The 20,856-nt window shown below is 60.1% G+C and carries 16 protein-coding genes; 4 read left to right on the top strand and 12 right to left on the bottom strand.

Annotated elements, in window-relative coordinates; all coding sequences use genetic code 11:
* Window positions 1-280 precede the first annotated feature (280 nt).
* Together gmd and P9292_RS05945 are read left to right on the top strand one after the other, a co-directional pair.
* Complete coding sequence (gmd, locus tag P9292_RS05950; protein ID WP_244829983.1) at window positions 281-1,324, top strand: GDP-mannose 4,6-dehydratase; 1,044 nt, start codon at window positions 281-283, stop codon at window positions 1,322-1,324.
* A 6-nt stretch (window positions 1,325-1,330) separates the two neighbouring features.
* Entirely contained in the window at window positions 1,331-2,248 is a 918-nt protein-coding gene (locus tag P9292_RS05945; protein ID WP_250468644.1) for a GDP-mannose 4,6-dehydratase, read from the top strand.
* A 62-nt stretch (window positions 2,249-2,310) separates the two neighbouring features.
* Here the strand turns inward: P9292_RS05945 and P9292_RS05940 are convergent, their stop codons facing one another.
* From P9292_RS05940 to P9292_RS05895, 10 genes are read right to left on the bottom strand one after another with little or no spacing between them, the layout of a single operon-like run.
* Entirely contained in the window at window positions 2,311-3,477 is a 1,167-nt protein-coding gene (locus P9292_RS05940; RefSeq protein ID WP_309958325.1) for a glycosyltransferase family 4 protein, read from the bottom strand.
* 60 nt (window positions 3,478-3,537) lie between these two features.
* Complete coding sequence (locus tag P9292_RS05935; RefSeq protein WP_309958324.1) at window positions 3,538-4,716, bottom strand: glycosyltransferase family 4 protein; 1,179 nt, start codon at window positions 4,714-4,716, stop codon at window positions 3,538-3,540.
* Window positions 4,713-6,227 carry a glucose-6-phosphate isomerase gene (locus tag P9292_RS05930; protein WP_309848189.1) on the bottom strand — a complete coding sequence of 505 codons (1,515 nt, stop codon included), beginning with the start codon at window positions 6,225-6,227 and terminating at the stop codon, window positions 4,713-4,715. Before P9292_RS05930 ends, P9292_RS05935 begins: the two co-directional genes overlap by 4 nt.
* Before the next feature lie 4 nt (window positions 6,228-6,231).
* A complete protein-coding gene (locus tag P9292_RS05925; protein ID WP_309848190.1) occupies window positions 6,232-7,359 on the bottom strand; it encodes a glycosyltransferase in 1,128 nt (375 codons plus the stop codon).
* Window positions 7,356-8,327 carry a glycosyltransferase family 2 protein gene (locus P9292_RS05920; protein ID WP_309958743.1) on the bottom strand — a complete coding sequence of 324 codons (972 nt, stop codon included), beginning with the start codon at window positions 8,325-8,327 and terminating at the stop codon, window positions 7,356-7,358. Before P9292_RS05920 ends, P9292_RS05925 begins: the two co-directional genes overlap by 4 nt.
* A gap of 29 nt (window positions 8,328-8,356) precedes the next feature.
* Window positions 8,357-10,588, bottom strand: coding sequence for a polysaccharide biosynthesis tyrosine autokinase (locus P9292_RS05915; RefSeq protein ID WP_404989410.1), 2,232 nt, complete (start codon window positions 10,586-10,588; stop codon window positions 8,357-8,359).
* 32 nt (window positions 10,589-10,620) lie between these two features.
* Window positions 10,621-11,817, bottom strand: coding sequence for a polysaccharide biosynthesis/export family protein (locus tag P9292_RS05910; RefSeq protein ID WP_409015127.1), 1,197 nt, complete (start codon window positions 11,815-11,817; stop codon window positions 10,621-10,623).
* Window positions 11,796-12,239 (bottom strand): low molecular weight protein-tyrosine-phosphatase, encoded by a 444-nt coding sequence (locus tag P9292_RS05905; RefSeq protein ID WP_250510792.1) that lies wholly within the window; start codon window positions 12,237-12,239, stop codon window positions 11,796-11,798. Before P9292_RS05905 ends, P9292_RS05910 begins: the two co-directional genes overlap by 22 nt.
* A 9-nt stretch (window positions 12,240-12,248) precedes the next feature.
* Entirely contained in the window at window positions 12,249-13,646 is a 1,398-nt protein-coding gene (locus P9292_RS05900; RefSeq protein ID WP_309958323.1) for a UDP-glucose/GDP-mannose dehydrogenase family protein, read from the bottom strand.
* A 56-nt stretch (window positions 13,647-13,702) separates the two neighbouring features.
* Complete coding sequence (locus tag P9292_RS05895; RefSeq protein WP_244829975.1) at window positions 13,703-15,094, bottom strand: undecaprenyl-phosphate glucose phosphotransferase; 1,392 nt, start codon at window positions 15,092-15,094, stop codon at window positions 13,703-13,705.
* Window positions 15,095-15,477: 383 nt separating this feature from the next.
* Here P9292_RS05895 and P9292_RS05890 point away from each other — a divergent pair, with 383 nt between their 5' ends.
* A complete protein-coding gene (locus P9292_RS05890; protein ID WP_309848193.1) occupies window positions 15,478-16,983 on the top strand; it encodes a mannose-1-phosphate guanylyltransferase/mannose-6-phosphate isomerase in 1,506 nt (501 codons plus the stop codon).
* Window positions 16,984-17,040: 57 nt separating this feature from the next.
* Here the strand turns inward: P9292_RS05890 and P9292_RS05885 are convergent, their stop codons facing one another.
* Complete coding sequence (locus P9292_RS05885; protein WP_309958322.1) at window positions 17,041-17,898, bottom strand: transposase; 858 nt, start codon at window positions 17,896-17,898, stop codon at window positions 17,041-17,043.
* Window positions 17,899-18,313: 415 nt separating this feature from the next.
* Entirely contained in the window at window positions 18,314-19,441 is a 1,128-nt protein-coding gene (locus P9292_RS05880; protein WP_309958321.1) for an acyltransferase, read from the bottom strand.
* Between the two features lie 251 nt (window positions 19,442-19,692).
* Between P9292_RS05880 and P9292_RS05875 the strand changes: the two genes are divergently transcribed.
* A complete protein-coding gene (locus P9292_RS05875; protein ID WP_309958320.1) occupies window positions 19,693-20,832 on the top strand; it encodes an acyltransferase in 1,140 nt (379 codons plus the stop codon).
* The last annotated feature ends 24 nt before the right edge of the window (window positions 20,833-20,856 follow it).

The raw sequence follows: 20,856 nt of genomic DNA, 5'->3' as shown, positions 1-20,856 counted from the left end.
CGGGGCCTCCGATAAAACTGCGTGCACGCCGGTGCGCTCGATGCATCGGGACGTCGTCTGGTCGCATCGACGAGAAGAGTCGCGGTCCGACGCTTTGCAGGTTAGAGGCCAAATAAAGCTAAAAAAACGAAAAATATTCGTCTGCTAAATGGCATTCGCATGGCTTAAGAAACGTCTTTTCCTAAGCGCCGAATGGCGCGCTCATTAAAAATTGCTAAAGGTTTTTTTCCGATTTCTTTAGCCTAGAATCGCCTCATGACATCACCGACGAGGTAACACCATGGCCACGCAGAACAAGGCGATCATCACCGGAGTATCGGGGCAGGACGGCGCGTATCTTGCCAAGCTGCTGCTCGACAAAGGTTACGAAGTGGTCGGTACGTATCGGCGCACGAGCTCGGTGAATTTCTGGCGTATCGCGGAACTCGGTATAGACCGGCATCCGAAGCTCAAGCTGGTTGAGCACGATCTGACCGATCTTGGTTCGAACCTGCGTCTGCTCGAATCCGCCGAAGCAAGCGAGCTCTATAACCTCGCGGCGCAAAGCTTCGTGGGCGTCTCCTTCGATCAGCCTTCGACGACCGCGGGCGTCACGGGCTTAGGCGCACTCAATCTGCTCGAAGCCGTGCGCGTGATCGATCCGACGATCCGCTATTACCAGGCATCGACATCGGAGATGTTCGGCAAGGTGCAGGCGATTCCGCAATCGGAGGAGACGCCCTTTTATCCGCGTAGTCCATATGGTGTGGCCAAGCTGTTCGCTCATTGGACGACGATCAATTATCGCGAGTCGTACAACATCTTCGGATGCAGCGGCATCTTGTTCAATCACGAATCGCCGTTGCGTGGCCGTGAATTCGTCACGCGCAAGATCACGGATACGGTTGCAAAAATAAAGCTCGGCAAGGAAGAGTTGCTCGAGCTTGGCAATCTCGACGCAAAGCGCGACTGGGGCTTTGCCGCCGAATACGTGGAAGGCATGTGGCGCATGCTGCAGGCGAGCGAGCCCGATACTTATGTGCTCGCCACCAATCGCACGGAGACGGTACGCGACTTCGTGCGCATGGCATTTGCCGCAGCGGGTTATCAACTTGAATGGGCCGGTAAAGGCGAGCGCGAACGCGGTATCGACATATCGACGGGACGCACGCTGGTGCGCGTGAACCCGAAGTTCTATCGTCCGGCGGAAGTGGATTTGTTGATTGGCAGCGCGGACAAGGCACGCGAAAAGCTGGGCTGGCATCCCACGACCACGCTCGAAGCGCTCTGCCAGATGATGGTCGAAGCGGACCTGAAGCGTAACGAATTGCAGCCTACCTTCTGAACGCCCATGCCTCGTCGCGCACTCATAACCGGGCTCTCCGGCTTCACGGGCCGCCACATGGCGGCGCATTTGATGAACGCAGGCTACGACGTCTGGGGCACCACGTCCGCTTCGCCGGAAGCCGATGTGCCCAATGTCGTCGGCCTGCCCGTCGATCTGCTCGACGCTGACGCCCTCAAGTCATTCGTCGCCGACGCGCGGCCCGATGTCGTCGTGCACCTGGCGGGCGCGGCGCATGTCACGGGCAACACGCCGAGCACGACTTATCTCGTGAATATTGTCGGCACGCGTAACCTGCTTGCCGCGCTCGCCACGCTCGACCGCAAGCCGCGCGCGGTCTTGCTTGCAAGCACGGCCAATGTGTACGGCAACGCAGCGGTGGAAGTGATCGATGAAGATGTCGATATCAAGCCCGCCAACGACTATGCGGTCAGCAAGCTCGCGATGGAACAGGCATCGCGGCTATGGATGGACCGGTTGCCGATCTTCTTCGTGCGGCCGTTCAACTATACGGGCGTGGGCCAAAGCGAAGACTATGTGTTGCCGAAGATCGTCGGGCACTACGCACGGCATGAAGCGCGCATCTCGCTCGGCAATCTGAATGTGTCGCGCGACTTCTCCGATGTACGGGACGTGGTGGCCGCCTATGCGAAATTGCTCGAAGCGGCGCCCGCAGGTGAGACGTTCAATATCTGCTCCGGGCGTAGTCATTCGCTTGGCGAGGTGCTTGAAATGCTTGCGCGCATAGCCGGCTACAAGATCGATGTATTCGTCGATCCGCGTTTCTTGAGACGCAATGAGATCGCGCGGCTCGTCGGGTCCAATCGCAAGTTGCGGCGGGTGATCGGGCAAGTGCCGGCTACACCGATCGATCGCACGTTGGAGTGGATGTACGAGTACATGAGCGCGCGAGTAGCGGTCTGATTTGCGCTTGAGCGTCGATTAAAAGCGCTTCGGCGGTTATCCGCGGAAGCGCTTTATTTTTTTCAATGCACCGGTCCCGCGTCAATTGCTTCCTCATAAACCGCAGCCACGCGCCGCGCAATCACGCCGCGATCGAAATGTTCCCACGCGTAACGCCTGCAATCCGCCTCGTTCGGGAGATCGAGCGATCCATCGAACGCGGCGATCAGTCCATCGGCGATAGCATCCGCGCCGGTCGATGCCAGCACGAGGTCCTCGGATAGTCCACGCACCGCTTCTGGCAAGCCACCAACCGGCGTAACCAGCACCGGCGTTCCCGAAGCCAGGGATTCCACGGTAATCAAGCCGAAACCTTCCAGCGTGACTGTCGGCACGATACTCACATCGGCGGAACGATAAAGCGCGGCGAGCTGCTCATCGGGCACGAAGCCGAGCAGGCGCACGTTATCCTGCAAGCCCGCTGCATCGATACGCTGCTGCAACTCGTCCGCAAGCCGGCCTTTGCCCGCGATCAGCAGCAGCACATCGGCGATCTTGGCTTTCACGCGCGTCATCGCGTCGATCAGCGATTCGAGTCCCATGCGCCGCACGAGCCGCCGCACCGCGAGCACGATCGGTCTTCCCACCGGCAATTGCAGACGCCTGCGCGCTTCGGTGCGCGTCATCTTAAGGTCGAATTGCGCAACGTCCACGCAGCCCGGCACCACGCGAATGCGCTCTTCCGGCACGCCATAGCGCGTGCTCAAAATCTGCCCGAACGCTTCCGACAAGACGATCAGCCGCGAGGAACGCGCATACACGCGCCGCTCCAGCATGAATTTCGCGCGCTGCCCGAACGAGTCGGCGCCTTCCACATGACTCTCATCCGCCCAAGGCCCCTGAAAATGCGATACCTGCGCGATGCCGCGCGTCACATCGAGACCAGGAAACGTATAAAGCGCGAAGTGCGAGGAGACGACATCGGGACGCTCACTCTTCAAGGTGTCGCGCAATGCGTTGCGTGCATTCATCAGGCGTCGCGGCAACGACTGCGCGGCGGGACCGAAGCCGCGAATCGCGCCGCCCGTATCGACAGCCACGCGAGGCGAGCCCGCGACCACGCCACGCACTTCGACACCCGCCGCAGGCAGCGCACCGACCAGCGTGTAATACATGCGATCGAGTCCGCCCGCGCGCTCGGGGAACCAATGCATACCGATTTGCAGGGACTTGATAGTGTGCGTGCTCATGTGTGGGTCCAAGGTCGGGTTAGTCTCGGGATAAGCTCGGGATAATCTCGGGTTGAGCGGTCAGACGCCTGTTTGCGCGGAGGTTGCAGCAAGCGGGGCGGGTGAACGCTCACGCTGCGCGAAGCTGCGATAAAGGTCGAGGTAACGACGCGCCATGCGCGCCCAGTTGAAATTGGTCGCGAGTTGCGTCGCCGCTTCGCCCATTTCGGCGCGACGTGCGGGCGAATGCGCCAACGTATCGATGGCGCGTGCGAGTGCCAGTTCATCGTCGGGATCGTCGAGCACGATGCCGCACGTGTCGCCTATGATCTCCGCGCCACCAGCCGTTTGCGCCGTCACCACAGGAAGACCCGCTGCAAGCGCTTCGAGCAGCGAAAGACTCATGGCTTCATAACGCGAGGGAAACACGAAGACATCGACAGAATGCATCAAGGTCGGCATGTCCTTGACGAGCCCGAGAAAATGCACGCGGTCCGCAATGCCGAGAATGCGCGCCTGCTCCGGATAAGGACTGCCCGGCAGATAACCCGCCACGACGAGCTGCACGCTACGCGGCAGACCCACCAGCGCTTGCAGCACCGTTTGAAGGTTTTTGCGCGGCGTGCGCAAGTCGCCGACGAAGAGCAACAGGCATGCGTCATCGGGGAGACTGAACATCGCGCGGTTCTTGCTCGCATGCGAGAAAGCGGCCGTGTCCACGCCGTTATAAACCACTTCGACACGATTTCGCTCTATACCGCCCGCGCGTATCTCCTCGGCCACTTTCTCCGATACCGCCGCGATCACACGCGAGCGTCGATAAGCCCATCCTTCGAGCCACGCATTCATGCGGCTATAGATCACCTGATACGCCGACCAAACACCTCCGCTCAAGCGAAATGGATAATACGGGCTACGCGTCCAGCCGCCATGCACGAAGTGCGCGGTGTTCACGTCGGCCCTTGCCCACGTGATGAAGCCATTCACGTGCAGGACATCGTATTCATCGCGGTGCGTGCGCAACCACCAGGCGCTCTTGATGGCAAAGACCTGTTGCTTGAGCAGCCGCGTCGGCCAATAGCGGCCTGCTGTCACGCGCACCCAGCGCAATCGCGGGTTTTGCAGCAGTTCGGGCGCGACATGCGACGCAATCAGCGTCACGTCATGCCCTTCCGTGAGCGCCGCGCGTGCAATCTCGTAGTTGACGCGCCCCTGGCCGTCGTTATGACGCACGACGTGCGTGACGATCGCGATCTTCATCGGCTTGACCTCGTGATGGAAGGAGAAAACGTGGCGCGCCGGCGCGTGAGCTTGGCATGATGGCGCGCGGCGATGATCGAAAAGAGGCTCATGAACAGCAACGATCCGCCCGTGCTGACGAAGGTGTTCGCGAACACGAGAATGCCGACCATCGAAAATGAAAGACTCAGGCACGCTTGCGCGAACTTGTCGTCGCGCAGCGAAAATGAAGCGCGTAACGCACGCACGAGCAAGAGGCCCACGCCCGCGACATACATCAATCCTCCGGGCCAGCCGAGCACGAACGGCACGTTCATGAGGCCGCTATCGAAGCTGCCGTATTTGCCAAGATCACCGTTTGCGCTCGCGAGTTTCGTCGAGGTTCCGGTAGCGCCAAAACCTTCGCCGGTGACATCGGTGAAGGCGGTGACCATGAAGTTCGCATAGAACTCGTTGCGTGCCGCGTAGCTGCTGTCGTCGCTCAGGTTGGTCATGGTCTGCAGACGCGTGCCCAGACGGTCGGCAATCGGCCCGACGGTCATCAAAGGGATCGAGATTCCGACGAGCACGATAGCGCCAAGCAGTATCCGTAAGCGCACGCGGTTGCTTGCCTTGATGAGCTGCAACACCATCGAGATGATCCATCCGCCCCACGCCGAGCGCACGAGCGAAAGACCGAACGATACGAAGCCGAGACCGCCAGCAATCCATTTGATGCGCTGCGTGCCCGCCATCACGAAGGTCAGCGCGGCCATGACCACGAGCGCAAATGGCCCTGACGAGTTCATCGTGCTGAATACACGCACGCCGAGCGGCACCGGCTCGCCTTGCGAGTTCATCTGCGAGCCGATCATCCACATGGCGTCCCACGGCGGCATGACGAAGAATTGCACGATGCCGTATGCGCCCATGATGAAGAGGCCCCACACGAACGTATCGAGCATGACCTTGCGATACTTCGGATACTCGTGCGCATTCACGAGAATGTGAAAGCCGATCAGCACCGGATAAAGCCAGTTCGCGAGGTCGTAAGTGGCGGCCATCGGCCCGCTCGCGGCCACGCCGATGAGATACGCATACGCAATACCGAGCAGCATCAGCAGCACCGGCAGGCCGCGCCGTTGCGCAAGCACGCGATATTGCCGCAAGAGCGTGATGCCGCAGATCATCGTGACGACGAGTGGCGCAATCTGAATGAGACTAGTCGGCGTGAAGCCGCCCTTGCCCCAGTCCGCGAGACGCCGCACTTCGGGGCTCAGAAACCAGACCCACCACATGAAACCCACATAACGCGCCGGGCTCTTGAAGTAGAGCCATAGCGCGGCAAGCGTGGCCATCAACGGGAAGGCGAGCGTGAGCACGGTGCCTTGCTTGGCGAGCACGAGCAGCGTCGTCAAGCCCCAGACGATGGCTTGCGCGGTCCACTCCGGTGCGCCCTTGCGCGTGTGCGTCGAGTCCTCGCGCACCTTGCCGATGCGACCGGCGAGATTGCGTGGCGCGCGCGGGGAATGAGGAAGCGTGGGCGCGGTCATCGCATCAACTCGTGCGGTGCGTCGGTTGTGAACGCGTATGCATGTTGCGTCCGAACGAAGGACGCAGCGCCTCGCGCGTAATCCTCACGTGCTGCAGCGCGAATTCCCGCGTGGTGTAGTCCTGCTCGATGAAATGCCGCAGCGCCGCTTGTGCGCGATGAAGCGCAAGCGCCGGGTTCGAGCGCATGTCATCGAGCGCGCGGCGCATGGCGGCGGAATCGTGCGCGGGCACATAGGCGACATGTCCTGCGCCGAAGTAGTCGCGCAGGCCACCGACATCGGTGACGATCACGGGCTTGCCAAGCGCGATGGCTTCGAGCAGCACCGTCAGCCCCGAGGCATGCGTATTCGCGCGCAATGGCACGACGATCACGTCGGCCCAATCGTAGACCTCGCGCGCCGCCTTGAGACCGATTGCAGGCGCAACATGAACATTCGATGCACGTAAGGCCGCCGGCACCCGGCGACGCGTTGCAATTCGCACTTCATAACGCGCGTCGTTGCGAAACGCGGCGGCAAGCGTCGGCCAGTCGCGGTCACGGTCATTGCCAATTGCGCCGATGCGCACCGGCGCGTGCGGCGTCCATTCGCGCGGCGCTTGCACCGTGAAGTCCTGCATGTTCAGACCATAGAAGACTTGGGTTGCTTCACGGTCGAAGTATTCGCGCACCAGCGCTGCATTCACGCTGGAATGCGTGGTGAGAATATCGGCCCGGTCGATCAGCTTGCGATACACCCAGCGACGTAACGCGCCATAACCCGCCCACTTGTCGAGCAACCAGATCGACTGCGCGAGCAAGAGCGGCGAGCCTGGCGACTCCTTGCGCCGGCCTTTGAGAAGCAGCAACAGCGCGACCGAAAGATGCTCGTGCTCCGTATGCGTCCATACGACATCCGAGGACAAGATGTCATCGCGATTGCGCCACGTATGAATGAAGTCGAACCCTACGATCGCCTTCAGCGCGCGCCGCAAGATGCGCATCGGCTTACCTTCGGCGGCATCGCGTGAATAGGAAAGCACGAACTCCGGCGATTCGGCATGGTGATAGCCGTAGAGGCAGCCGATCTTGTCGCCGGAACGGTAGTGCCGTGGGTCCGCGCCATGAAAGAGATGCACGTGCACGTGAGTCATAGCGTCCTCGCGGCATGAATGGATCGCGTGGCGTCATCGCGCGAATGTCGTGCATCGCGGCGCGCTTCATATGCGCCTCGTCGGACCGCGCGCCAGCGTTGCCATGCGCGCGGCAATCCGAAACGCGCGGCAGCAAGCGCGTGCAGCGCACCCGGATACACGCGCGTACCGATCAACGCATACCAAAGCCACGCGACCTCGCGATCGAACGATGCCAGTTGTTCGCTCAGGATCAGATGGAAGTTGTAGGCCGCGTCCTTTAATGCGTTGAGCGTTTGCGCGTCGCGGCGGTCATCGTCGAAACGTTCTGCCGGGAAGTGATCCACCGCGATCAGCGGGTCGTACATCACATGCCATCCCGCGCGCTCCACGCTCATGCTGAAGGCCATGTCGTTATGCACTTGCGCGCCCGCGCCGCGCAAACGCGTATCGAAGCGCAGCATCGCCACGGCCACGCGCCGATAGCTCATGTTCGCGCCCTTCAGCATGCGTACACGGCGCGCCGCGCCCACGCCGAGATGATGATTGCCGACAACGCGCCCCGTGCGCCGGATCACGCCCACCTCCTCGCGCGACGCATCCAGCACGCGGCCTTTCTCGTGGACCCAGTCGCGTCCGCCGATTGCGCCGAGCCGCGTATCGCGCGCGAATGCCGTGACGATGCGCGCGGTCCAGTCGGGGCGCGGCGCCGCATCGTCGTCCGTGATGGCGATGATGTCGCCCTGCGCGGCCTCCAGCCCGCGATTGAGTGCGGCGACCTGGCCACCCGCGCCGGTATCGATCACGCGCAACGTAAAGCCGTTCGCGCTTTTCATCTCGATGGCGAGACGTCGCGCGGTCGCATCGTCTTCCGGACGCGCAATGACCAGCACTTCATCGGGCAAATGCGTCTGCGCGCGCAATGCGGCAAGACAGCGCTTGAGGTCCGCCGGGCGCCGATAAGTCGGCACCACCACGGAAACTTTCAGAGTCATGGCTCGTTCCTCTCGAATCGACTTCATGCGCTCAAATATTCTTCCGTGCTCGCGTAATGCGAGCGCCCGTAGCCGCGTGCCCGCAATGGCGTGCCATTGAGAATCGCGCCCTGCACCGCGATGCCCGCCGTGCGCAAACGGCGCGTGGCTTCGCTGATCTCCGCTTCGTTATGTGCGCCGGAGCGCAGCACGAGGAAGTTGGCGCCCGCGAGCTTGCCGACGATCAGCGCATCCGTGACTGCGAGCACCGGCGGCGTATCGACGATGATTGCGTCGTACGCGCGGCTCAGGCCATCGAGATACTGCTGAAGACGCGGCGACATCAATAGCTCCGAAGGATTCTCCGGACGCTTGCCTGCGGCAAGAAACCCGAGCGATGGAATGCGCGTCGTGCGTATCGCTTCTTCGAGCCCGATGTTCCCCGCAAGCAACTCGGCAAGACCCGGCACGCGTTCGCCGTCGAAGGAACGTTCGAGCTTGCCGCGTCGCATGTCGGCGTCGATCAGCAAGACTTTCTTGCCGGTCGCCGCGAGCAGCACGGCAAGATTCACCGCCAGAAAGCTCTTGCCGACGCCTGCTGCTGGCCCCGTGAACATGACGACGCGATTGCGCGATTCCATCAACGCGAATTGAATCGACGTGCGCAGGCTGCGCATGATCTCGACGGTGACATCGTTCGGACGCATGGTCGCGAGGATCGGCGTCTCGCGCAGACGATCGCCACGGTTCTGATAGCGGCGCGCGTCGGTATCGAACTTGATCTGTTCCGCGCTTTGCGGCACGAGGCCGAAGATAGGCAATGCAGCGACACGTTCGAGTCTTTCCGGATCGTCGATGCCCTTGAAGATCGCGCGCCGCGCAAACACGAAACCCGTGCCGAGGATCAAGCCGAGAATCACGGCCGCCGACATGATGAGTACTTTCTTCGGCTTGACGGGATCGCCCGGACGCAGCGCGGCATCCACGATATGCACGTTGCCGCCCGTTCCCGCGCGCTGCACGGACAATTCCTGCACGCGATTGAGCAGCAGCACGTAGATGTCTTCGGCCACTTTTGCATCGCGCTGCAAGGCGACCGCCTTCACTTCGGATTGCGGCAGATCGCGAAAGCGCGATGCATAACGTTCGCGTTGCACTTCGAGTTGGGAGAGCTGATCGCGCGCGGTCTGCAACGCGGGATGCGCGTTACCGTAACGCTGCTCGAGCGACGAAATCTGCAAACGTAGCGCGGAAATCTGCGCTTCATAATTGATGCTGCCTTCGAGATAGACCTTGGCTTCGTCGCTTGCGTTGATGACGCCCGCTTGCCTTTGATACTCGGTCAAAGCCGCTTCCGCGCGCTGAAGATCGGACTTCAGACGCGGCTCTTCGCTGCGCAGGAATTCGAGCATCTTGCTGGCGTCGGCCTGCTTACTCTCGATATGCTGACGCAGATAAGACTGCGCAAGCGCATTGGCGATTTCCGCCGCCTTGTCCGGATTCTGATTTTCGAGCGATATCTGAATCACGCCGGTCTGCTTGCCTTGCTCCGTCACCGTGATACCCGATTGAAACGCGCCGATGGCGCTCAGGTCGTTCGCGCGCATTACCTTGAACTGCGTGCCGGGGCGCGCCACGAGCTTCGTCACCAGCAGCGTCACGCCATTGCCGCTTGCGCTTGCGCCGGCCCTGCCTTGCAAGAGCGCATGACCGTCCGGATCGACGAGCGAAAAACGTTCATCGCCGAGTGCGGTGAGGATCAGGTCCTTGCCTTCGTAGCGCGGCTCGACATCGACGGAATCGACGTCGATCACCTCGCCACCCCACGCGTATTTCGTCATGCCGAACCAAGGTTTCGCGGGCTGGCCGGGCGTCGCGAACCGCGCCGCGATGCTGCCGAAAAACGGCATCGTCATGGGCGATACCGCGAAGTTCAGCTTGCATTGATCGACCACCGGCGCGACCACGCCACGGCTCTTGATGATCTCTATTTCCGCATCCGTCGGCAGCGCGCTCGATCCGCTGTTGATGGCCTGACCCGTCTGCGTCTGCGTCAGCGCTTGCGACGTGTTGTCGTTGGTCTCGACGCGCACGTGCGCGTCGGCGGAGTAGATGGGCCGCGCGAGATAGCAGTACACAGCCGCCGCCGCGATGACGAAAGCAGCGACGCCGATCAGCCACCAGATATCGTCGATCACGGCCTGGATCAGATTGCCGAGGACCACGTCCTCTTCATCCGGCTTTTGCAAATAAGGATGAGCTTGCATATCCACAATTCGGCTCCCGCCACGGGTAATGGTTGAAACGCTCAGCGCGTCAGTTGCTTCAGGTAGAAGATCGTCTGCAGCGTCGGCAGCACCTGATTGATCAGGCGATTGAACTGCACCGCGCCGGCCGTTCCGACATAGACCACGTCTTGCGGACGAAGCTGAAACTGCGTCGACAGCAAGATCGAATCCGGTTGCGACATGTCCAGGCGATAGATGTCCGGCTGCGAAGGATTCGCACGCACGCCGCGCACGACATAAATCTGGCGCACGTTGGCGTCGGTATCGAGCACGCCGCCCGCTTGCGTGAGCGCATCCGCAATCGATGCACGGCCGCGCACCATGTTCACCGGCATCGGCGTCTTCACTTCACCCATCACGAAGATGCGGCTGTCGTAGCGGTCCGGGATGTTGAGGATGTCGCCCGATTGCAGCATGACGTTCTGCGAGACATCGCCGCGATCGAGCATGCCGTTTGCATCGAGTACATAGAGCTTGCCGCCGCGCGTGAGGCGCACGCGCTGCAGGTCGGCTTCTGTCGTCGTGCCGCCAGAACGCGTGATGGCATCGACGAGCGTGAGCGGTACATCGCTCACGGCGAGCGGACCCGGCGTCTTCACTTCGCCCGTCACCGCGATCTTTTGACTGCGATAGGCCAGCACGCGCACATCGAGCTGCGGGTTCTTGATATACGGCGAGAGCTTGGCCGCGAGTTCGTCGCGAATCTCGCCGACGGTCTTGCCCGCCACACGCGTCTTGCCGATGAACGGAAAGAAGATGTAGCCGTCCGCGGAGACCGTCTGACCGTATGGGTCGGCCTGTCCCGGCAAAGCCTGCGTATAAGGCTGCGCCAGCGCGCCCGCGACGGTTTGCGTCGTGTTGCCGCCCATCGACAGGGTGCTGCCTTGCGGCGTCGTCAGTTCGGGGTGATCCCAGAGCGTTACGCCCAGAATGTCCTGCGGCGCCACGCGATAAACGTATTGCGATTCGTCGGCGAAGCGCGCGGGCGGCAAGGGTTGCGCGACTTCAGGCGCGGCCATTTCCTCTGCGACGACTTGCGCCGTGATCAGACGCACAGGATAGGTCGCGGTCGGCGTGGGGTCGTTGTCCTGCAGACGCGATGTGTTAAGGAAGTTTCCCGGTGTGGCGGCACATCCGGCAATCAAGGCCGACAAAAAGGTCGTCAGCAAAATCGAGTACTTAGACAAGCGCGAAATCAGCATATTTTGTTTAGCCATCCAAGGACCAGACGTTCGATGAGTCCGACACTCTCCCGATAAGCGGCTTCATGGCCGCCATACGGGTCTGTCACCTCCGAGTCTTCCCACTTGCCTAAGAGATGCACCTTGCCGCGCGTCGTGGGCGCGAGTCGTGAAATCGCATCGATCTGTTTGCGCTCGGGCACGAGGATCAATTCGGCATCGCGCGCCATTTGACGATTGAAGCGGCGCGAGCGATGCCCCGACGAATCCAGCCCCAGTTCGGCGAGCAGACGCTGCATGGTCGGGTCGATGTCGTCGCCTTCATGCGCATAGAGACCCGCCGAACGAAACTCGATCGGACGGCCACCGCGCCGCGCGAGATGCGCACGAAAGAGCGCTTCGGCGGCGGGGCTTCTGCAGATGTTGGCGTGACAGACGATCAATACGCTTCCGAACATGCGCGTGCTCTAGGCCACGCTCGCCGTCACGTCACGTTCGACGTGGCGCACGCCGCGCCCGATCGCGTGATACTCGATGCCCATTTCCTGCAGGGTTTCCGGCTCGTAAAGATTGCGGCCATCGAAGATCACGGGTGTCTTGAGACGCCGCTTGATCGCATCGAAATCGGGGCTCTTGAAGACTTTCCATTCGGTGACGATCACGAGTGCATCCGCGCCGTCGAGCGCTTGCTTGTGATTGTTCGCATACGTGAGACGTCCGAGCGCATCGGGCTTGTCGTGCAGGTCGATGGCAAAGACGCGGCGCGCCTCATCCACGGCGACGGGATCGTAAGCCACGATGGATGCGCCGCGTTCGAGCAACGCAGCGGCCAGCACGCGGCTCGGCGCATCGCGCATGTCGTCGGTATTGGGCTTGAACGCAAGTCCCCAAAGCGCGATGGTGCGTCCCGTGAGATCGTCGCCGAAACGTTCGACGATCTTGCGCGTGAGCGTATCTTTCTGCGCCTCGTTGACGTTCGAGACCGCCTTGAGAATGCTCATCTCATGGCCGAATTCCGTCGCGGTCTGGATCAGCGAACGTACGTCCTTCGGAAAGCACGAACCGCCATAGCCGCAGCCCGCGTACAGAAAGTCATAACCGATACGCGGGTCCGAACCGATGCCGCGCCGCACCGCTTCGATATCGGCGCCCACACGGTCCGCGAAATTCGCGAGCTCGTTCATGAAAGAGATGCGCGTGGCGAGCATTGCGTTGGCCGCATACTTCGTGAATTCCGCCGACTGCACGTCCATGTAGAGCGTGCGTTCGTGATTGCGGTTGAATGGCGCATAGAGGCGCTTCATGCGATCGCGGGCGCGCTCGCCGGGCACGTCGTCGTCGCAACCAATCACGATGCGGTCGGGCCGCGTGAAGTCTTCTATCGCCGCGCCTTCCTTGAGGAACTCGGGGTTCGAGACCACCGAGAACATGTGATCGACGCCGCGTCCGGCCAACTCGGTTTCTATCGCAGCCTTCACGCGTCGAGCGGTGCCAACCGGAACGGTGGATTTATCGACGACGACCTTGAAGCCGTTCATATAGCGGCCGATATCGCGCGCGGCGCCGAGCACGTATTGCAAATCGGCGGAGCCGTCTTCGTCGGATGGCGTACCCACCGCGATAAACAGCATCTCGCCATGTTCGACCGCCTGCTGCACATTTGACGAAAACGAGAGCCGCCCCGCTTCGCGATTGCGATCGATCACTTCCTTGAGTCCCGGCTCGTGGATCGGAATTCCGCCGCTGTTGAGAATGTCGATCTTGCGTCGATCGACGTCGAGACACAGTACTTCATTGCCGATGTCCGCGAGGCATGCGCCGGTTACGAGCCCCACGTAGCCGCTGCCGATGACCGTCAGTTTCATGGTCCTGCTCCAGGTAGTGAAAATATCGTTGCATCCCTAACTACTTTGTCTGCCGATCAATACGCGTTTGCGCCTGCAAAGCCCTTCCACAGCGTCAGCGCGACGATCTTCATGTCGAGTCCGAAGGTCCAGTGCTGCATGTAATAGAGATCCAGCTTCACGCGTCCCGACATCTTTTCGATGCGATCCGTCTCGCCGCGATAGCCGTTCACTTGCGCCCACCCCGTGATGCCCGGCTTGATGCGGTAGCGATGCATGTAGCCTTTGACGAGGTCCTTGTAGATATCGTCGTGTTCGAGCGCGTGCGGCCGCGGCCCAACCACCGACATCTCGCCGCGCAGCACGTTGATGAACTGCGGAAGCTCATCCAGACTCGTGCGCCGCAGGAACGCCCCGACCTTCGTCACGCGCTTGTCGCCGCGACGCGCTTGCGTTATTTGCCCGCTCGCTTCGGTGTGTACCTTCATCGAACGAAACTTGTAGATCTCGAACTCGTATCCGTCGATCCCCTTGCGCTTTTGCTTGAAAAACACCGGTCCAGGCGACGAGAGCTTCACCATCAACGCGATCACCGCGAGCAACGGCGCCATGCCAAGTAGCACCAGAGCGGCGAAGACGCGATCGAAGACGAGCTTGGGAAGCACTTTCACATCCGTGATCGGCGATGCCGCCAGGTTGATCGCGGGCACGCCGAGCAAATCCACCACCGCGTTGCTGAAGAACGAGAGGCTGCGGACATCCGGAATGAAGCGCACGTTCACGAAGTCGTCGCGAAACTCGTTCACGAGGCGGTGAATGGTCTGCTCTTCGGAAATCGGCAAGGCAAGCCATAGTTCGCGAATCGCACGGCCGCGCACACGCTTGGTCAATTCCGCGAGATCGCGTTCGATAGGCACGCCCTTGAAGGCATCGCCTTGCATGGGTGAATCGTTTGCGTCGAGTTGCAAGTCGAAGACGAGCACGGGGCTAAAGCCCGCTTCGGGACGATTGCGCATCTGGCCAATCAGGAACTTCGCATAAGGCGCCGAGCCGACGATAGCCACCGTCTTCTGATTGAAGCCTTCGCGGCGGATAAACCTGAGCGCCGTATAAATCACGGTCTTGGTGACGATCAACAAACCAATGGTCGACGCAGCCCAGTAAATCAGCCACAAGCGCGACAGCGACTCCGCGCGATGAATGCTGAAGGTGAGCAGCACGCCCGCGCTTTCGACCAGAATCCACGCCGCGATCACGCGCAGCAGCAGGTCATAGAACGGCTTGCCGCGCCATGATTGATAGATGCCGAGAGACGGAAACGTCATCACCATCAGCACGCATGAAAACGCGAGCATGGTGCCTTCCACGTCGTCGACCCATACGAAAGCGCCCGCATAGAGCGACGCGCCGAGCGCTGCGCCCAGCACCGCCATGGCAATGTCGACGACTCTCGATAGCACGCTCAGCATCGCTTTACCCTTGAAGAAAGATCGCCCGCATATTCGTCTTGTCGCGGATGGAGTCGCCAGCAAATTGCTTGAGTGCTCTTGTCCATCCGCTGTTCAGGCATATGGAATCGGAATAATTAAGGCGCCGCAACCGCGAAAATATGTCTGCGTGTTCAGCCTGATTTTTTTAGAATTATTTGCTCAAGACCCCCTTGCTGGACGGGGCTTTGCAGGCATCGGCTCGCTTAGCAAAAAATATTCGGGCACTCGAACGCATGACAGTCGAGGTTGCTTTCAACGAATAAATGCAGCGCCGCGTCATGATTTTTTTGTTTTAACGTCTCTTTTGCTGCGTGCTAAAAATTGCCTTACCGAATCAGGCGATCAACGCCAGGAGGCTTTTCATGAACGCTTCAGATACCGTGCTCGCCACGGTCGCCGCAGATACGCGCCTAGCCATTCAACCCGTGATCCTTGCAGGTGGTTCGGGCACTCGTCTTTGGCCAATGTCGCGCGAACATTTTCCCAAGCAGCTCATCGGTCTCATTGGCGAGCAGTCGTTGCTGCAGGCCACTGCCAATCGGCTCGATGGTCTTGGCTCGGTGTCCGCGGAGAAGACGTTGCGCGTGGCGGATGCCATCATCGTGTGCAATGAGGAGCATCGCTTCACGACGGCTGAACAACTGCGCGGCCAAGGCCGGCGCGCGCGGCTCGTGCTCGAACCCGTGCCGCGCAACACGGCGCCCGCGCTGACTGCAGCGGCCATTCATGCGTTACGCGCGGGCGAAGATGCGGTGCTCGTCGTCATGCCCGCCGATCATGTGGTTGCAAATCAGGACGAGTTTCATCGAGCGATTGCGACCGGCGCGCAATGCGCGGAGCAAGGGGCGATCGTCACCTTGAGTGTCGTGCCTTCGCATGCGGAAACGGGCTACGGCTACATCAAGAGCGGTGAAGCTCTGCCGTGCGGCGCGTGGAAGCTGGAGCGCTTCGTCGAAAAGCCGCATCTCGAACTCGCGCGTCAGTATCTGGAATCGGGCGAATATGGCTGGAATGCCGGCATTTTTATCGTGCGCGCATCGACTTGGGTTGCAGCTATCGAACACTATCAGCCGGCTATGCATGCAGCGTGCGTCGCGGCATTCGATAAAGGCAGCGACGATGGCGAGTTCTTCCGGCTGGATCGCGATTCGTTCGCGGCGTCGCCGTCGGATTCGATCGACTATGCGGTGATGGAGCAACTTGCGGGTGAACGCGCCACGGAGGCCTTCACGGGTGCTGTCGTGCCGCTCGACGCGGGCTGGTCCGATGTCGGCTCATGGGATGCGATCTGGAACATATTGCCTAAGGACGATTCCTCGAATGTCGCGCGCGGACGCGTGATGTTCCAGGGCGCTTCATCGACTTATGCGCATTCCGAAGGGCGGCTGATTGCGTGCGTGGGAACGCAAAATCTCGTGGTGGTCGAAACGGCCGATGCAATCCTCGTTGCCGATAAATCTTGCGCGCAAGACGTTAAGGCAATCGTCGGGCGCATCAAGTCCGAGCGCGGCACGGAGGCTGCGGATCATCGCAAGGTGCACCGGCCGTGGGGACATTACGATTCGGTCGATCAGGGCGACCGCTTCCAGGTCAAGCGCATTGTCGTCAAACCGGGCGCGCGCCTCTCATTGCAGATGCATCATCATCGCGCCGAGCATTGGGTCGTGGTGCGGGGAACGGCGCTCGTCACACGGGGAACGGAAACGTTCATTCTGGCCGAGAACGAGTCGACGTATATCCCTATCGGCATTCAACACAGGCTGGAAAATCCGGGGAAGATGCCGCTTGAAATCATCGAGGTGCAGTCGGGGACTTATCTCGGCGAAGACGACATCGTGCGATTCGAAGATACTTACGGCAGAAATTAAGCTTTAAGCAAGAGCGCGCGGGCCAGCCTTGAGAAACTGGTCCGCGCGTTCGTATTTTTAGTCGCGCATCTCGAGCGTCATGCGCTCGACCGGTCGCTCTTCAGGCTGCATGACTTGAGCGGATTCCATGTCCACTTCATCGGGTGTATCGCCGCGCGTGGCTTCGGCCGCGATCCAGCGCCGCGCCCATTCGAGCGCATACGTGCGCGCTTCATCCGACGAAGCGAAGCGCGGCCCGATCAAACCGGAACGCTCGATACGCCGCCCGTCTTTCACGATTTCCGCCCAGCCGCGAAACATGTTGCCGGACACCGGCCGCGCGATGGGATAGATGTTGTAGCCGCGCGCATCGACGACAGGCGGACACGCCGGTTCGAAGGGCAACGGCGCCTCGTACGGCCGCGCGGGACGCGATGCGCGCATGCGCCTGACCGTCAGCACGGACGCATTGGCTTGCGCCACGTCGCGCGCTTCCGGCAGACGCCTTGGCGTGCTCGCGAGACTGTTGAACGGCAAGGCGCCCGGCGTTTGCCACGACTCCGGGTTCTGCCAAAACACACCGCGCAGACGGTCACATTCATACGCCACGGGCGCAGGACGCGGCGCCGCTTCGGTGACCGGCTGACGCGGTACATAGGCGAAAGAACGGCCCGCGTTCGCCAGTACCTTGACGATCTCGATGAGAATGCCCTTCAGTTGCCATTCGACGAAACGGCGCCGGCAGGTTGGAACCGTGGGGTAATGGCTTGGCAATCTGGACCAGGTTTCGCCTGTGGTGAGAATCCACAACACGGCATTGACTACTGTGCGTGGATGGGCTTTGGGACGCCCGCGCCTATGCTCGCGGACTTCGCTCTCTCCTATGATTTGGGAGACCAATACCCACTCTTCATTGCTGAGTTCGCTAAAAAACATTGCTTTGCTCCATGCAGTCGACTGCGCTGCGGATATCGGTCTGCGTACTGGTCAAGCACTGACGACGAAGCACAAACCCCGGCATTGTCAGCACGCGAACGAAGGATCTCGAGGTACTCGCAAACGTTTGCTCGAACAACAAAATGGTGCATTCGTCCGATAAGGTTTTCGCTCTTGGTGCAGCAATTTAACCAAACCGGCGCACAACGCGTAGTCCAGCTCGTGTATGAAGAATATGTGCACGAAGCATACCATTACTATGGTTTGTCCGAATATGACAACACACGACTTTTTGAGCGAAACTTAGCAGTTTTTTCACTAAGGCCTAAAGCATTGGCTAGCGCGGCAGGACGGCATTCTTTAGCGCAAAAAATAATCTTTGTGAAGCGCTAAAAAACCTTGGTGCTCAAGTGCTTCAGCGTGCTTCGCCGCCGCTTAATTCGGCATTGGCCGAACCTTGCACTGACACCCGCGTAAAGCGCCGATTCTTGAGCCGTAAAATCGGTGCTTCGATAAAACGCCACGAAAGCCGCGCCAAAATCCAGGTCAGCGCAAACGACGCAAGTACGCAAAGAACACGCGCCCACCATGGAACACCCGACGCGCCAAACAGCGCCTTGACGCTCGCGCTCTTGTAGAAGTCGGGGATGAAGCCGTGGTAAAGATAAAATCCATAGCTAATCTTTCCTAGCGCCGCCAATGGCGCCCACTCAAGCACGCGCAAGAGCGGACCGCTTGCGCTACATGCTATCGCGCAAACGAGCATTGCGATACATGCGCCATAGAGAACATACAGCGCGGTGTATGAATAGGGATTGGCCAAGCGCTCCCACTCGGGTTCCTTAAAACACAAAAGCGCGATCACCGTAGAGAGAATGACGACCGCGTAAAGCGGCGCGCGCAAGCGACTGCGCTTGACGAACGCGGCTCCTATACCGCCAAGCGCAAGCAACCAAAAATTGCTTAGCGGATGCGTGTAGATTGCAATCGGTGACTCGTGCAGCGCCTTCATGGTAAAGAGCGAACCCACGCCAAGCGCAATCACTAGCCAGCATATGCGCCCGTGCCAATCTGCCCGAAGGCCAAGCAACAGCGGCGCGAAGACGATATAAAACTGCTCCTCGATCGAGAGGCTCCATAAGTGCGAATAACGGCCCGGCCACGCGTGCAGCACATCCGCAATCCAGAAGTTCGACAAATAGGCGAAGTGATACGGCATGCCGCCCGCCAACTCGGGGCCGGCGAAACCCATGGTCATCAGCACCGCGAGCGTGGCGAGCAGCAGATAGTAGATCGGGAAAATGCGCAACGTCCGCCGATACAGAAAGCGTTTCAACTCCGCGCCGAACGTACTCGTGCCTGCATCGATATACCGTCGCTGTGTCGTCAATATGTCGGTGATCAAAAATCCGCTTAGCGCAAAAAATATCCATACGCCCAGATGGCCCAAGCCGGTTCCTTCGGCCATTGCCTTGTGATGAAGAAACACCAGGAACACGGCGATGCCGCGCAGGCCGTCGAAGCCGCGAATTTTCTCGTTCATCTTTGCACGATCTTGTCTGGTAGATAGGTGGCAGCCTAAGAATAGAAGGGATAAAAATAAAAAAATCCCTTTGTACTTTTCTTGTGTGCTTGAGCCTTGGGCTGAAGCCGCTAAAGTTGCCGCTACCGCGCACCGGAAATATTTCCTAACAAGCCGCGCTATTTCTTGCCAATTTTTTAGACCGACCATCGAGCTCGAGCGTGTGCGACTAAACGACTAGCCGCCGATCATGACTTCCTTAAGGAATATCGATGAAGAAGCATGTGCAAGAGCTGACAGGCTTGCGCTGTATTGCGGTGATGATGGTCGTCATCGGACACGCGCAGCATATGCGCGATGGCGGTTTCAAAGGCGTCTATGCGCCGCTGCGCCTGATATCGGATGGCAGGCTCGGCGTGCTGATGTTCTTCGTGCTGAGCGGGTTTTTGATTACAGGCATTCTGCAAGCCGAGTGGCAAGCAACCGGCACCATTCGCCTCTTGCCGTTTTACGCAAAGCGCGCGCTGCGCATCTGGCCCGCGTTCTATATCTATCTCATGATCGTGTCGATGCTAGCGGCTGCCGGTCTCGTCGATGTCGATCATCGGCAAGTTGCTTTGGCTGCATTGCATCTCTGGAACTATGCCGGCGTCGCGGGCCTTGCGAACGTGAACGCGGCTCACGTCGAAGGCGCTTGGTATCTCGGGCACTTCTGGACGCTCGCGCTCGAAGAGCAGTTTTACTGGTTTTGGCCGCCGCTTCTCTTTTACATCCTGAAGCGCGGCAATCAACGCGTACTCGTCGGATTGATCTTCTTCGTGCCACTCGTGAGAATAGCCACTTATTTTGCGGCGCCGAGCCTTCGCGGGCAACTCAGCATGATGCTGCATACCGGTATCGATCCAATTCTCATCGGCTGCTATGTCGCGATGAATAAGGACCGTCTCGCGCAAAAGGTCGCGTCGCTGCCGTTAGGCTCGGTCATTCCCAGCGTGCTGATCGCGCTTCTGATGTTCGTCGTGCCTCCCGTGCAGGACAAACTCGGCGGCTTATGGCGCGCCACCTATGGCACGACGCTCGAAGCCGCGATGGTCGGCTTCGTCATCATCGTGTTGGTATCGCAAAAGGGCTTTTGGTTCTCGCGCTTGCTGCGTACCGCGCCGTTCGTTTATGTCGGCACGATCTCGTTCAGCCTTTACTTATGGCAGCAGCTATTCATGCATTCGCATTCGCCGGTTGCATTCGGCTTTCCGGGCTGCGTAATCGGTGCGCTCGTCGCCGCGAGTTTGAGCTACTTTCTGGTCGAAGTGCCGTTCCTGCGCATCAAGGATCGCTTCGCGGCGCGGGTGGGCAGAAGCCGGCAGGCCGGCATGACGCATGGCGATGCGCTCGGCACGCAGGGGCCGAAGTAGTTTGCATGCGCCAGTGACCGTGTG

Origin of the sequence: Caballeronia sp. LZ001, from assembly GCF_031450875.1 — a bacterium.
Lineage (GTDB): Bacteria > Pseudomonadota > Gammaproteobacteria > Burkholderiales > Burkholderiaceae > Caballeronia.
The sequence above is the reverse complement of the archived record's forward strand: the minus strand, read 5'-3'. Positions and strand labels throughout refer to the sequence as shown.